The sequence below is a fragment of the Spirosoma spitsbergense DSM 19989 genome (genome assembly GCF_000374085.1).
GTDB classification, from domain to species: Bacteria; Bacteroidota; Bacteroidia; order Cytophagales; family Spirosomataceae; genus Spirosoma; species Spirosoma spitsbergense.
This window is the reverse complement of the sequence record NZ_KB893580.1, coordinates 31,189-44,467: the sequence shown is the minus strand read 5'-3', so window position 1 is coordinate 44,467 and position 13,279 is coordinate 31,189. Positions and strand designations below refer to the sequence as shown.

Here is a 13,279-nt window from a genome sequence, read left to right as displayed (position 1 = left end):
CAATCTTGACAGATGAACTGGCGGATACGTATGTGCAACCAGACTTGGCGGCCCGACATATCTAGATCGCGCACTTGCCTGGTTAAGTACTGATTGAGTTGGGTGGTTTGCTTGAGACAGGAAGGGCAGGCCTGGCTGTTGGTTTGGAGTTGGCAAAATAGTGTAATTCGAGTCGGTGTATATTCGACCCGCTGCACCTGCAAATCAGGCAAGGCTAAAAGCTGTTGGTAGAAGTCGGTTTCCTGCATAGACCAAGTTAACCACAAGAATTGTCAGAGTACCATTATTATTACAGGTTTTGATGCTGAAAGAGTAGGTCAATTAGTAAATTACTTTGAGCCAAAGCTTACACTTTTAGGTATGCAAATAGGTAATCAGTATGATAACGAAAAACGAAATAATTTACAACAACATAAAGATCAATGTGCAGGTTTAACTGAATTGGAAATATTCGATATCGATTCTTATTTACCAGATCATGGGCTTCCAAATATATTAAGCGTCATTGCGAGATATTCAGATAAGTATAATATAATTTGTAGCTCTTTAGGACCAAAGTTATCGGCTATTTCTTTGTACAAAGCTTATGGTGCTTTTCCTAATATTGCACTTACTTACGTCCCTACAAAAGAATATAGTTTCACTTATTCAAAAGGTATAAAAAAATCGATCAAAAATACCTTTTAAAATTGCACAAAAAAAGCACTCAAATCGCTGATTATGAGTGCTTTTTTTATTTTCTTGCAGAGAGAGAGGGATTCGAACCCCCGGACCTGTTACAGTCAGTGGTTTTCAAGACCACCGCAATCGACCACTCTGCCATCTCTCTTTCTGGATGCAAATATACACGCGTTTCGAGATTTGTCAATGTAGGACGGGCCATTTTCCCCTAAATGCCGTAGTTTTGTGAATCTTTAAAGAGCGAAAGGGTGAAAGAGCGAAAGAGCGAAAATGCTGACGCGAACCTTTTGTTCTTTCACTCTTTCGCTCTTTCGCTCTTTCGCTAATCATGGATACCCTCGAATCCCTTCCCACGCTGGAAACGGCCCGTAAATTGGGCGTACTACCCGACGAGTTTGACCGTATTGCCGAAATTCTGGGTCGTCGGCCCAATTTTACGGAACTGAGTATCTTTTCGGTCATGTGGTCGGAGCACTGTTCCTACAAAAACTCCATTATCTGGCTCAAAACCCTACCCCGCGATGGGGACCGGATGCTGGCTAAAGCCGGGGAGGAAAACGCCGGTCTGGTCGATATTGGTGATGGACTGGCCTGTTCGTTCAAAATCGAATCGCACAACCACCCCTCGGCATTGGAACCCTATCAGGGCGCAGCAACGGGCGTTGGGGGCATCAACCGCGATATATTTACGATGGGGGCCCGGCCCATTGCCCAGCTCAATTCACTCCGCTTCGGGGCGCTTGACCTCAAGAAAACCAAGCGACTCCTGCGGGGTGTGGTCAAAGGCATTGGCGATTATGGCAACGCCTTCGGCATTCCAACTGTGGGGGGCGAGCTGCACTTCGATGAGTGTTACAACACCAACCCGCTCGTCAATGCCTTCTCCGCGGGAATTGTGGAGGTAGGGAAATCGGCGAAGGCAACCAGTTTTGGCGTGGGTAACCCGGTGTTTATTGTCGGGTCGGCAACGGGGAAAGATGGGATTCACGGTGCCACGTTTGCGTCGGAAGATATTTCGGCGGCTTCGACGGATAAACTGCCCGCTGTGCAGGTGGGCGATCCGTTCATGGAGAAACTGCTGCTCGAAGCTACGCTCGAAATCATCGAAACGGGTTACGTTATTGGTATTCAGGATATGGGGGCGGCCGGTATCATCTGCTCCACCTCCGAAATGAGTGCGAAAGGTGAACATGGTATGATTATCGACCTCGATAAAGTGCCCACACGCCAGCCCAATATGGCCCCGTTCGAGATACTCCTGTCGGAGTCGCAGGAACGGATGCTGGTCGTGATCGAAAAAGGGAAAGAACACATCATTCAGGGGATATTCGACAAATGGGACCTGAACTGCGCCCAGATAGGGGAAGTAACGGCCCGGGGCGAAAACGACCTCGGCCGTCTGCACTTCTACCGGTACGGCGAACTGGTAGCCGACGTTCCCGCCTACGACCTCGTACTTGGCGGGGGGGCTCCCCAGTATCAACGCGAGTATAAGGAACCGGCTTATATTAAGGAATATGCCAAATTCAACGCCGACGACGTAACCGACATCGATGTTGACGACATCAAAAAAATAGCCGAACACCTGCTGACGCACCCGAACATCTGCTCCCGCAAGTGGGTGTATGAGCAGTATGATTCAATGGTTGGCACGGCCAACCGCAGCACCAATGCGCCCTCCGACGCGGCCGTGGTGCGCGTAAAAGGTCCCGGCCTGCCCACGACTAATAAATCCATTGTGATTACGGTGGATTGCAACAGCCGGTACGTGAACGCCAGTCCGCGTCAGGGAGCTATGATTGCCGTGGCCGAAGCCTGCCGCAATATCGTTTGCAGCGGGGGGGAGCCGCTGGCCGTTACCAACAACCTGAACTTCGGGAATCCCTACGTGCCGGAGGTGTACTGGCAGTTTGTGGAAGCAGTGCAGGGCATGGGCGAAGCCTGTAAGCGGTTCAGCACGCCGGTGACGGGGGGGAACGTGAGTTTCTACAACCAAAGCTCGGACGATGGGCCGGTATTCCCGACCCCCACCATCGGGATGCTGGGACTGATGGACAACCCTGATCATCGCATGACGCTGAACTTCAAAAATGAAGGCGACCTGATTTATCTCATTGGTCCATCAACGAACGACATCGCTTCGTCGGAGTATCTGTATTCGTACCTTGGCATTAAAGCCTCGCCCGCCCCATATTTCGATTTCGAGACGGAGTGGCGGGTGCAGGAAAGCATCAAAACCATGAACCGGCACGGCTGGCTTCAGTCGGCGCACGATGTGTCGGACGGGGGGCTGTTCATTACGCTGGCTGAATCGGCGATGGCGGGCGATCTTGGTTTCGATATCTCGATTGATACCCGGCACCGCACGGACTCCTTTTTGTTCGGCGAAAGCCAGAGCCGGGTGGTCATTACCATCACGCCCGATCAGCAACAGCATGTGGTTGGCTATCTGGAAGACAGCGTCCTGCCGTTCCGGCACCTGGGCACCGTAACCAAGGGCAGCTTCGTGATGGATGAAACGACCCTTATGACGGTTGGTGAAGCGAAAAATCTGTACGACAACGCGCTGGGTGATATTATGCAGTAATGCCGGGTTAAAACTAAATCAGCTATGCTTGCTCATCAGACGAAAAAAACGCACCAGTATACGGTTGAGGAATACCTCGTCCTGGAGGAGAAAAGCGAGGTTCGTCACGAGTTTTATAACGGAGACGTTTACGCAATGGCGGGCGGAACGGTTAATCATAACCTACTCATCGACAATGTTAAGGACTTGATAAAGGCATCGGTTAAGAACAAAGGCTGCCGGGTGTTTTCTGAAAACATGAAGGTCGATGTGCGGGAAGGGAGGCATATATCGTACCCCGATGTCGTTGTAAGCTGTCATCCATTTGACCTTCGGGGAAACAACCTGATTATTCGTCAACCCCGTCTGATTGTCGAAGTACTGTCCAGATCTACCGCCCACAAAGACCGGGGGGATAAATGGCGTGATTACCGGAAAATGCCGTCACTCTGGTACTACATGCTGGTTGATCAGTACGCGACTACCATCGAATTATTCAGTCGGATTGAGGAAACGGATGAATGGATCAACACCTTCTATGAAAACCCGGCGGATGTCGTCGTGTTGCCCCGGCTTGATACCGAACTCAGCGTTCAGGCCATTTATGCGGACATTGAGATAACACCGGCTGACGATGACGGGCCAATTGAGGATACTGTATAAACCCTACTAAAAACAAACATGCTCAACGATTTATCCGCCCTTACCCGCGAAATCAACACGATTGCCAAAGAGGCCGGGGCATTTCTGCTCCAGGAACGAAGTAAGTTCCAGCGTGATTCGATTGAATACAAGGGGCTGAACAACCTGGTGTCCTACGTCGATAAGGAAACCGAAAAAGAGTTGGTCAAAAAGCTGAGTCAGCTACTACCCGAAGCCGGGTTCATCACCGAAGAAGGCACCACCGGGCAGGAAGCCGACGAGTCGGCACTCAACTGGATCATCGACCCGCTCGACGGTACGGCCAACTTCATTCATAATCTGCCCATTTTCTCGGTCAGCATTGGGTTGGCGCAGGGTAAAACACCCATCGCCGGCGTAGTGTATGATCCTAACCGCGATGAGTGTTTTTCGGCCTGGCAGGGTGGGGGAGCGTATTGCAACGATACCCGTCTGTCGGTTTCGCCCGTTACCAGACTGGGCGAAAGCATGATTGCAACCGGCTTCCCGTATTACAGCTTCGACAAGATGCCCAGATACCTGCGAATCCTGGAAACGCTCATGCAGCAAACCCACGGCCTGCGTCGGTTGGGGTCGGCCGCCATTGATCTGGCCTACGTAGCCGCCGGGCGATTCGAGGCTTTTTACGAATACAACCTCAATTCCTGGGATATGGCCGCCGGGGTGCTGCTCGTGCGCGAAGCCGGTGGTCTCGTTACCGATTTCGATGGGGGCGATGAATTCCTGTTTCGGGGCGACGTTATTGCGAGTTGTGGCGTACATCCGGAACTGATCGGGGTTATTCAGGAATACTGGTCGTAAACGGGCGTTTCTGTAAGCGGGCGAATCGTTCAGGAAGCCGGTGGCCTGGTCACCGACTTCGACGGGGGCGATGAATGCCTGTTTCGGGGCGATGTTATTGCCAGTTATGGCGTTCACCCGGAACTGATTGACGTTATTCCGTAAGCGGGCGAATTAATTCGCTCGCTTACGGAAGACCAGGTATACACGGATAATTAATATCCACGTAACGAAATGACTATCGACCAATAATCAATGACTAACATTGACACCCTTCGCTACCCCATCGGTGATTTCGTTCACGGTCAGGAATTCTCCGGCGTGGAAACGCAGCAGCACATCGCTGCCCTTGCTGAACTACCCGTTAAACTGACCAAACTCGTTGGTAAATGGGGAGATGACCGGCTCAATACGCCCTACCGCCCTGGTGGCTGGACGGTGCGGCAACTGGTACACCACATTGCCGATAGCCACATGAACGCCTACGTGCGTACCAAACTGGCCCTGACGGAAGATAACCCAACGATTAGCCCCTACGAAGAAGGCGAATGGGCCAAACTCCCCGACTCTATGCTCGACGTGGCTCCATCACTGGTTATTATCCATAACCTGCACCTGCGCTGGGTCACTATTCTAAAGGCACTTACAGAATCGGAGTTAGAACGAACCTATTTTCATCCGGCGAGTAAAAAGACGTTTCCCATTCGGCAGGTCATTGCGCTCTACGCCTGGCATAGTGAACATCACTATCGGCACGCCTATCGACTGGCCGAACGGAACGGATGGGAATAAGGTTTATAATCTATGGTTTATCATGAATAGGCGTTCACGTCAGCTAACCATGTACTATAAACTATAAACAGTACTATGCAGGAACTCATCATATTACTGGTTTTTGCCGCTGCACTTTTCTATATGGGAAGACGGGCCTATCAAAGTTTCTCGAAAAAGCAGGCAGGATGCGGGAAAGGATGCGGGTGCGCCGTTGAGAAAAAGCATAGCGTCCTGACCAGCGAGCGATGAATAGTTGCGCTCCCCGCTAACATTTTGGTAACGTATTTGTTGTGTTGTAGTTATGAAAATGCAACGAATAATTGGTTTATTTATACTAATCGCCGGTACGATTGGTATGGGGGGATGCAAACGCGTGAAGCCTGACGCTCCGGTTGTGGAAGCATTTGAACCCGCTATCGAAGACCCCATCTCGTATGTGGCTGGAAATCTTACGTTTAACATTCGTGACCTGGAGAGCAAAGTGAATAAAGGCCTCTCTACTACGCTGGTACCGGAAGAAACCTTCGAGGGTAAAAAGGGCGAAGCCTGGCGGCTGCGCGTAGAACGCACTGGCCCCATCAAAATCAGCTACGACAATCGGCAGGTCATTTTCTCCGCACCCCTACAAGTATGGTATAGTAATCCCATTGGTCTTCGAAGTCGTAAAAACCGGGAAAGTCGCCCTTTGTGTGCATTAGCCGTTAATTTTAAAAGCCCGGTGGCGGTTGGAGGGAACTGGCGGCTACTCACCAAAGTCAAGTTTGAAGAGTACCACTGGACCCTGGAACCAAAGGTGCGCTTGCTGGGCATAAAAATCAGTGTCCGGAAGCTGGCCGAAACAATACTGGACAAGCGGAAATCCGAAATAGAGAAGGCAATTGACCATGCTGTTCACCAGGGACTGCGGCTGGATAAGGAAGTCAGTAAAGTGTGGCGTGATATACAGAAACCATTACGGATAGCCCGGAAGCCGGAACAGATATGGCTCATTCCCCGGCCATTCAGCATCGCTACGGCTCCCGTGTATGGCAATGCCCGTGTGATAACGGTGCCCATTCAGATTGCTTTCCGGGTAGATACGCACCTGGGCGAAAGACCGGTTATCCCAGCCGACTCACTGGAACGTTTGCCCCGACTACTACACCGCAACGTTCTGCCCGACTCCTCCCGGCTGGAGGTGCTGGCGTTTATTCCCTACACGGATATAAATCAGGTAATGACTCGTGCACTGCTCAACGAAAAACTTGATCTGGCAGGGGGGCATATAAAAATAAAAGGAGCGTCAATTTACGGAAGCGGCAAAAACCTGATTCTGAAAGCCAATGTAGGAGGGGCGGTTAACGGTACCCTGTATTTCCACGGTAAACCAGCCTACGATACACTGACCAACACGCTCCGCATTAAAGAGATTGACTTTGCGGTGGACACCAAAGAGAACTTGCTGGCTACGGCCGACTGGCTATTGCACGACCACCTGCGCGATACGCTCCAGTCGGTACTGGTGGTGCCCCTGCGCCAACCCATTTCGACCATTCCCGATAAAATTGAGACTGCTTTCTCCAAAGCAAAAGTCAGCCAGAAAACGGACCTGGAGATCGATACATTTCGAATGGTTCCCCAGCGTATTGTCGTTCAGCCGGAGGGAGTACAAGTACTGATTAAAGTGAATTCAAAGCTGGCCGTAAAGATGAAGCGGCTATAATCTAATTGTTTCTCCTGAGGAGATTAATGCATCTCCACTCGTTAATATTACCAGCCTGTTTTGATAAGCCAGCCGTGTGCATTGCCGCATGGAATACCCAGTTATAGGGAGCCGCAGGCTTTTGCCACCGTATCATGCTGAGACATGTTTCGTGAATTCGGGTAGTGGCGTTTCCAGATTATCTTATTTACTGGAACCCTCCAAAAGTCCTCATGTATCCAGTGGGTTAACCACTCCATATTGAACAAAACCCAGTATTGTATTAAATTTCTATTTTACAAAAATTAAAGTTTATTAAATTATTTTTATAGATACAAAAGAGAAATTTTTTCAAGCTTTTGGTTGATTACAAGTAAATTATTGTGGGTTCATCTATCGATTGAAATTAAAATGGGATTAATTTTAATTCATAACAATTGTTATTAATATTGTATTTTTCCTTTGTCACCCGCTTAGTGGGAGATGAAATTTGTGTACAACCTGATACAATTATAACTCAACGCAATATGGTACAAAAAACAGGCCTTCAAAATAGAACCACGCTTCGCACATCGTTGAAGAAGAATGTAGCAGAATTCAACCGAAATGTTCATGAAAACGGTGGGTTCCTGTATACAACTAATGCAAAGTTCTCGTCGCATGTCGCGAACAAGCGTATTTCGGACGAAATCTTTAAGCTGATTAAACCGCATTACCGAACCCTGGTCGATATTGGCTGTGGTGACGGGATGTATACGCATAACATCAAACAGAATTTCCCTCATCTGGATGTATACGGATTTGATCCGGCAGCATCGGCCGTTCGGATTGCGCAGAAGAAATACCCCGATGTACAATTTGATACGATCAATTTACTGGATGATAAGCTGCCCAAACCCAATAAAAAATACGACGTGGCCGTTATCAGGGGGGTACTCCACCATTTGTCCGATCAGCAGAAAGCTATTGAAAATGCGTTCAAACTGGCTGATAATCTGATAATTATGGAGCCTAATGGTAATAATCCCATATTAAAGGTAATCGAGAAGACATCCCGTTATCATATTGAGCACGAAGAGCAGTCTTTTTATCAGGGGCAGCTAAAACGGTGGATCCGTAACGCAGGGGGGAAAATCGATACGTTCAATTATGTAGGGTATGTTCCTTTTTTCTTTCCGACACTCCCCGCTAAACTAATTTACTTTTTTCAACCATTTCTGGAGAAGATTCCGGTAGTAAAGCATATTTTTTCCGCTCAGTTTATCATCGCCTGTTCAAAGGAGAGTTGATCGATAAGCAGGCTGTTGAGTGTCGTGAAGCGGTAACAACGGGTGGTATAAGCATCAAGTGCTATACCTCCGTATTTAACTATGGGATTGTTAAGAAACACAAATGTACTACTGGGCGGTATCCTGCTTATCGCTTTCCTATTGCGGATTTATCATTCTGGTACGTACGGCCTGTATCTCGATGAGAAATATACGTTAGTTATTTCGCAGGGGGTAGTCATGGAAGGCTCCAACCAGCACGACGTTTTTTTTACGCCCGGCAAGATTTATTTCACTCCCCGTGAATTCTGGAAGGAGAAAACGATCCACGATTTTATTGAAGCCAATATCAGGGGCGATATTGGCAATAGCCCTGTTTACTACGCCGTATTGTGGGGGTGGACAAAACTAGCGGGCTTCAGTGATTTTGCCATCCGGTTTCCGTCGGTACTTTTCAGCACATTGCTGGTCGGCCTGGTATTTCTGTTCGTACGCCGGTATTTTCAATCAGACCGGCTGGCTTTACTGAGTGCATCCCTGACGGCGGTTGAGCCATTTTTTGTGGCCTATAGTCACATGGCGCGAAATTACTCGATGAGTTTTTTTCTGACCTTGCTGGCCACCTACCTCTTTTTATTAATACTTGACCGGTACGAGTCAGGGCAGCGGTCGGGTAAGTTGTTGCTGGCATATGGACTAACGTTTGTACTGGCCTTGCTCTCCCATTATCTGGCTATTACGGTCTTTTTCTGTCATGGTCTATATGCGCTGTTTTGTGTTCGGCCAGCAACGCGCTGGGTTCCTTTTCTGCTGACGGCAGGCGCGGGTGTAGCTTTTGTATCGTTGTGGTTTCTATTTGGAGGGGGAACGTATACCGTCAAAACACTGGCTTATCAGGCGGAATTTTACCGAAATCTCGCGCTGACAGATCCCTATAATAATGGATTCGGTATTATTCTGCCCGCTACATTCGTAAACGTAATCGGGAAGTCGCTACCCATTTGGGCCGATTTATTCATTGTTTCCAATGGGCTGGGGCAAACCGACGTACTCGGGATTCGATACCTGGCCCTGTCTTTTGGATTAGGTCTGCCAGCGGCCTGGATACTGCACCAATACCACCAGGCGCAGAAAGTGCCGGCATGGGTCTGGATTGGTTATGCGGCTCTATTACTGGGGGCGCTACCGCTCGCCATCGTTCCTCATGGGAAGTATATCGTGGCAGCCGCTCTGCCATCGTTTATTTATCTGATGGTGGTAGCTGTTCGTTATCAGGTTGAACGGGAAAAGGGACCACTACTGGTTTTAGTTGTCCTGCTGGCCGTTGTGCCAACGCTATTTCTGCTGGGTATGTCGTTTCGCAATGGACACACATATGGTATTACGCAGCGATATTCGGGTTTTTCATTCCCCTTTACAATTATACTGGTATCCTTGCTCATTCAACAGATACTCCGAATTCCTGCCATACTGAGGGGGATTTTGGTGGGGGTGTTACTTATTCAGGCCGTTTATGTAGGCTTGCTGCTGGAGCGCATTTATCAGGACCGGTCTCTGAAGTACACCTACTTTGCCACTCCGCGCGGACCTAATCCGCATTATATGGCCGCGCAGAAGATTAAAGAACAGTACACGCCGGGCGATACGATTCTATACCCAGCCATTCGGCTTTATCCCCAGGACGCCATTGGAAAAACATACTGGCCGTATTCCATTCAGGATGCTCAGCTAACCAATATGTACTTACCGAAAGATGCCGGCTACATACAGCGCATGGATACGACCGAAGTGAACCGGATTATCCTGTTGAAACAATCCGGGCAAAAAATCACACTCGTCGACTTAAAAGGAAACACCCATCGTTATTGAGCCGCTGGCTTCCAGCGCCACAGATACCGGCAGGCCGTAGTGCGGTAGGGTCGCCAGGGGTCCGCAATTTCCTGCAATACCCGGTATAACGCTTTGCCCGTCAGGCCGTTGGTCTGTTCGGGGTACGCCAGTATCATTCGTTGCCGAATGACCAGATCATCGATAGGGAATACGTCGGGCCGGTCCAGCACGAACATCAGTAACATCTCCACCGTCCATCGCCCCACGCCTTTTATCGGTAGCAGATACTGCACAATTTCTTCATCAGTCATCGGATCGAGTTTTGCCCGGTCCAGGGCTGCCCCTTCGTGGGCCTCGTCCGACTTGTTTAACGAAAACTCCGCCACGCTTTGCAGGTACTTGATTTTTTGAAACGACAGACCCGCACTCCGCAACTCCTCGGTTGTTTTTAGCAGAAGTGCATCGGCCTGCGGGTAGTTATCGGGAAACAGAGCACAGAATCGGGTAAAAATCGCATCGGCAGCTTTCACCGAAATCTGCTGTGACACAATACTTTCCAGCAGGGCCAGATATACACGGTCCCGCACCGGCGTATTGGCTGTAGATGTGTCTCCAGAGACATTGATGGCTTTGGGCGCGGGGGTTTCAGCGATAAGCCGCGCCATCACGGGGTCTTTCGCGAGGTGGAGCAGGGGAGCGGAGTTGGTGGGATGCATTATCGTGAAATCTGTTGCCGTAAAGATAGGTCCGGCCCTTGACTACCCCAAAAGGTAACGGCCGGACGCTTTGCTTGGTAAGTAGTCTATTGGCAAGCTAACAGAAACCGCGCTGCTCCTGATTTTTCGACCCGAAAAAATAATTTTCCCGAATCACTTGACAGGTAAAAAAGATACCTTTACTATTGTAGTGTACTATGTATCTAATACACCATAACATTCTTCCGTTTATGATTGATTTACGAACAGTTTCATTCGGGTATCAGCGGGATAAACTGCTGTACGAGAGCCTGAATCTGAGCCTCATACCCGGTTCTATTTATGGCTTGCTGGGGCCGAATGGGGCCGGGAAGTCGACACTATTGCGACTTTTATCGGGTTTGTTGTACCCTACAGTGGGTAGTATTCAGGTGAATGGGTATAACCCCGGTCAGCGTCGTCCGGCATTTCTGGAGGACTTATTCCTGCTGCCCGAAGAGATATACGTGCCCGCGGTAAAAATCCGGGAGTTTATACGTGCCAATGCGCCGTTTTACCCCCGCTTCAACCGGGAACAGATGGCTGGTTACGTGCGCGAATTTGGCCTGAATGACGACCAGAAACTGCATGAATTGTCGTACGGACAGAAAAAGAAAATCCTGATTGGGTTTGGGCTGGCCACTAATACAGCGGTCTTGCTCATGGACGAGCCAACGAATGGCCTGGACATTCCCTCAAAAGGGCAATTCCGTCGACTGGTAGCCGGGGCTGTGGATGATAACCGGACAGTCATTATTTCCACGCATCAGGTACGCGACCTCGAAACCCTCATCGACCCAATCGTGATTTTGTCAGAGCGGGGTGTTGCGCTCAAAGCCAGCGTAGAGAAAGTTACGGAGCGGCTGTGGTTTGGGCTGGTGCCCGACCTGGACCCTGCCCGTCCGGCCCTGTACGCCGAACGGGCCGTGGGTGGCTACGCCGTAGTGACTGAAAACCGCACTGGCGAACCCAGTCGCCTTGATTTAGAACGACTTTTCAATGTCGTGCAAGCGGAGCCGGAACGCATCCGGCAATTATTTTCGTCCACGTTAGCCCCCACCAACGCATGAATCAGATTTTTTCGATAGCCCGCTTCGGGCGGTTGCTGCGCAAGTATTTTACCGATAACCGGGGGCAGTTACTGGCTAATGCCGGTTTGCTGATTGGTGGTTTGTTTGTGGGGAGTGTATTTGCCTATCAGGGGTGGCCGGGGTCGGTAGCTGAGATGAGAACTGCGTTGTTTTTTGTGTTGGGCTGGCCCTGTTGGTACGTATTTACCGTGCAGCAGATTAATGTGCTGAATCACAAAGAGCGGGCCATGAACTACCTGATGCAGCCAGCCTCCCAGTTTGAGAAAATAGGGCTTATCTGGCTTATTTCGGGCGTAGGATTTGTACTGGTTTTTACCTCGGTGTTCGCGCTGTCTGACAGCGTATGGGTCTGGGTCGTCAACCACCGCGACTGGTCGCCGGACCAAGTCGCGATGATTAAACGGCAGGGAGGTTTTTTTACCCTTAAGCCTTTTTTTGCCGACGCCCATTTTGGCAACATCCCGGCGCAGTTATGGGCTTTCACCGCGCTGCTTCATGCGTTCACGATGGCTTTTGCCCTGCTGATTCGGCACAACACGTTGCCGTTGGTGGCCGTCATTGCGTTTGGCCTGCTGATTTTCAGTCATCTCGGCAATAACTTTTTATTGCATAGTCTGACCGGCTCCGACCTGATTAACAGTATTGTTCCTTTCTCACAGGCTACTGCCCAATCCCTTGTCAAGCAATATGATTACCGGACTATAGAACTACCCCAGCCCGTTGGCGATCAATTACGGTATGCGGTGGGTGTCGTGGCGGTAGCCTTATTGTATATCACGGCCTATGTCCGGCTAAAAGAACGGGAGGTATAACGATGGATTTTAGAGATAAACAAGCTATTTACCTGCAAATTGCCGATTACGTGAGCGAGCAGATTTTACTGGACCGCTGGGTTGCGGGGGAGAAAATTCCGTCGGTGCGGGATCTGGCCGCCGAACTGGAAGTGAACCCCAACACGGTGATGCGGACGTACGAATTCCTGAGTCAGCAGGGTGTTATTGCCAACCGGCGCGGTATCGGGTACTTCCCGGAAGAGGAGGCCATCGACCGCATCAAGACCTACCGACGGGAGCAGTTTTTAGCCAATGACCTGCCCGCTTTCTTCCGGAATATGTACCTGCTGGGCATTGAGTTACCCGAAATTGAATCCCGCTACGAGCAGTTTGTAACTACCCACTTTGACTGAACCAACC

General features: G+C 49.8%; 14 protein-coding genes and 1 tRNA gene. 12 read left to right on the top strand and 3 right to left on the bottom strand.

Annotated features, from left to right (window positions below):
* Positions 1-248: transposase family protein (locus B157_RS37715; protein WP_169521793.1), on the bottom strand; the 248-nt coding region annotated here is incomplete at its 3' end.
* A gap of 112 nt (positions 249-360) precedes the next feature.
* Here B157_RS37715 and B157_RS38555 point away from each other — a divergent pair.
* Entirely contained in the window at positions 361-687 is a 327-nt protein-coding gene (locus B157_RS38555) for a hypothetical protein (RefSeq protein ID WP_157618596.1), read from the top strand.
* Between the two features lie 57 nt (positions 688-744).
* Here B157_RS38555 and B157_RS0126170 read toward each other — a convergent pair.
* Positions 745-829, bottom strand: a tRNA-Ser gene (locus B157_RS0126170).
* Between the two features lie 180 nt (positions 830-1,009).
* Between B157_RS0126170 and purL the strand changes: the two genes are divergently transcribed.
* The 8 genes from purL to B157_RS0126130 all read left to right on the top strand — a co-directional run bounded on the left by purL (position 1,010) and on the right by B157_RS0126130 (position 10,300).
* On the top strand, positions 1,010-3,268 hold the full coding sequence (gene purL / locus B157_RS0126165) for a phosphoribosylformylglycinamidine synthase subunit PurL (protein WP_020606277.1): 2,259 nt from the start codon (positions 1,010-1,012) through the stop codon (positions 3,266-3,268).
* A gap of 24 nt (positions 3,269-3,292) precedes the next feature.
* On the top strand, positions 3,293-3,910 hold the full coding sequence (locus B157_RS36035) for a Uma2 family endonuclease (RefSeq protein WP_020606276.1): 618 nt from the start codon (positions 3,293-3,295) through the stop codon (positions 3,908-3,910).
* 18 nt (positions 3,911-3,928) lie between these two features.
* Complete coding sequence (locus B157_RS0126155) at positions 3,929-4,729, top strand: inositol monophosphatase family protein (RefSeq protein WP_020606275.1); 801 nt, start codon at positions 3,929-3,931, stop codon at positions 4,727-4,729.
* 234 nt (positions 4,730-4,963) lie between these two features.
* Positions 4,964-5,500: a YfiT family bacillithiol transferase gene (locus B157_RS0126150; RefSeq protein WP_020606274.1), complete on the top strand. Its 537-nt coding sequence runs from the start codon at positions 4,964-4,966 to the stop codon at positions 5,498-5,500.
* Between the two features lie 75 nt (positions 5,501-5,575).
* Entirely contained in the window at positions 5,576-5,731 is a 156-nt protein-coding gene (locus tag B157_RS37710) for a FeoB-associated Cys-rich membrane protein (protein ID WP_020606273.1), read from the top strand.
* A 58-nt stretch (positions 5,732-5,789) separates the two neighbouring features.
* Entirely contained in the window at positions 5,790-7,184 is a 1,395-nt protein-coding gene (locus tag B157_RS0126140) for a DUF4403 family protein (RefSeq protein ID WP_245565270.1), read from the top strand.
* Positions 7,185-7,690: 506 nt separating this feature from the next.
* A complete protein-coding gene (locus B157_RS0126135) occupies positions 7,691-8,452 on the top strand; it encodes a class I SAM-dependent methyltransferase (protein ID WP_020606271.1) in 762 nt (253 codons plus the stop codon).
* Positions 8,453-8,533: 81 nt separating this feature from the next.
* Positions 8,534-10,300 (top strand): glycosyltransferase family 39 protein, encoded by a 1,767-nt coding sequence (locus B157_RS0126130; protein ID WP_020606270.1) that lies wholly within the window; start codon positions 8,534-8,536, stop codon positions 10,298-10,300.
* On the opposite strand, the gene B157_RS0126125 is transcribed toward B157_RS0126130, so the two are convergent.
* Entirely contained in the window at positions 10,294-10,977 is a 684-nt protein-coding gene (locus B157_RS0126125; RefSeq protein ID WP_020606269.1) for a DNA-3-methyladenine glycosylase family protein, read from the bottom strand. The two genes, B157_RS0126130 and B157_RS0126125, sit on opposite strands and share 7 nt — an antisense overlap.
* Positions 10,978-11,207: 230 nt before the next feature.
* Between B157_RS0126125 and B157_RS0126120 the strand changes: the two genes are divergently transcribed.
* Genes B157_RS0126120 through B157_RS0126110 form a run of 3 tightly spaced genes read left to right on the top strand, consistent with a single transcriptional unit; the run spans position 11,208 to position 13,272 of the window.
* The gene (locus B157_RS0126120; RefSeq protein WP_020606268.1) at positions 11,208-12,065 is read left to right on the top strand and encodes an ABC transporter ATP-binding protein; all 858 of its coding nucleotides are present in this window, start codon (positions 11,208-11,210) and stop codon (positions 12,063-12,065) included.
* On the top strand, positions 12,062-12,898 hold the full coding sequence (locus B157_RS0126115; RefSeq protein ID WP_020606267.1) for a hypothetical protein: 837 nt from the start codon (positions 12,062-12,064) through the stop codon (positions 12,896-12,898). The genes B157_RS0126120 and B157_RS0126115 overlap by 4 nt, the downstream gene beginning before the upstream one ends.
* 2 nt (positions 12,899-12,900) lie before the next feature.
* Positions 12,901-13,272 (top strand): GntR family transcriptional regulator, encoded by a 372-nt coding sequence (locus B157_RS0126110; RefSeq protein ID WP_020606266.1) that lies wholly within the window; start codon positions 12,901-12,903, stop codon positions 13,270-13,272.
* Positions 13,273-13,279 lie beyond the last annotated feature (7 nt).

What these genes read in the sequence shown, in the direction of transcription:
- B157_RS38555 (WP_157618596.1), top strand. Translation starts at nt 361, where the DNA reads ATGCAAATAGGTAATCAGTATGATAACGAAAAACGAAATAATTTACAA.
- purL (WP_020606277.1), top strand. Translation starts at nt 1,010, where the DNA reads ATGGATACCCTCGAATCCCTTCCCACGCTGGAAACGGCCCGTAAATTG.
- B157_RS36035 (WP_020606276.1), top strand. Translation starts at nt 3,293, where the DNA reads ATGCTTGCTCATCAGACGAAAAAAACGCACCAGTATACGGTTGAGGAA.
- B157_RS0126155 (WP_020606275.1), top strand. Translation starts at nt 3,929, where the DNA reads ATGCTCAACGATTTATCCGCCCTTACCCGCGAAATCAACACGATTGCC.
- B157_RS0126150 (WP_020606274.1), top strand. Translation starts at nt 4,964, where the DNA reads ATGACTAACATTGACACCCTTCGCTACCCCATCGGTGATTTCGTTCAC.
- B157_RS37710 (WP_020606273.1), top strand. Translation starts at nt 5,576, where the DNA reads ATGCAGGAACTCATCATATTACTGGTTTTTGCCGCTGCACTTTTCTAT.
- B157_RS0126140 (WP_245565270.1), top strand. Translation starts at nt 5,790, where the DNA reads ATGCAACGAATAATTGGTTTATTTATACTAATCGCCGGTACGATTGGT.
- B157_RS0126135 (WP_020606271.1), top strand. Translation starts at nt 7,691, where the DNA reads ATGGTACAAAAAACAGGCCTTCAAAATAGAACCACGCTTCGCACATCG.
- B157_RS0126130 (WP_020606270.1), top strand. Translation starts at nt 8,534, where the DNA reads ATGGGATTGTTAAGAAACACAAATGTACTACTGGGCGGTATCCTGCTT.
- B157_RS0126125 (WP_020606269.1), bottom strand. Translation starts at nt 10,977, where the DNA reads ATGCATCCCACCAACTCCGCTCCCCTGCTCCACCTCGCGAAAGACCCC.
- B157_RS0126120 (WP_020606268.1), top strand. Translation starts at nt 11,208, where the DNA reads ATGATTGATTTACGAACAGTTTCATTCGGGTATCAGCGGGATAAACTG.
- B157_RS0126115 (WP_020606267.1), top strand. Translation starts at nt 12,062, where the DNA reads ATGAATCAGATTTTTTCGATAGCCCGCTTCGGGCGGTTGCTGCGCAAG.
- B157_RS0126110 (WP_020606266.1), top strand. Translation starts at nt 12,901, where the DNA reads ATGGATTTTAGAGATAAACAAGCTATTTACCTGCAAATTGCCGATTAC.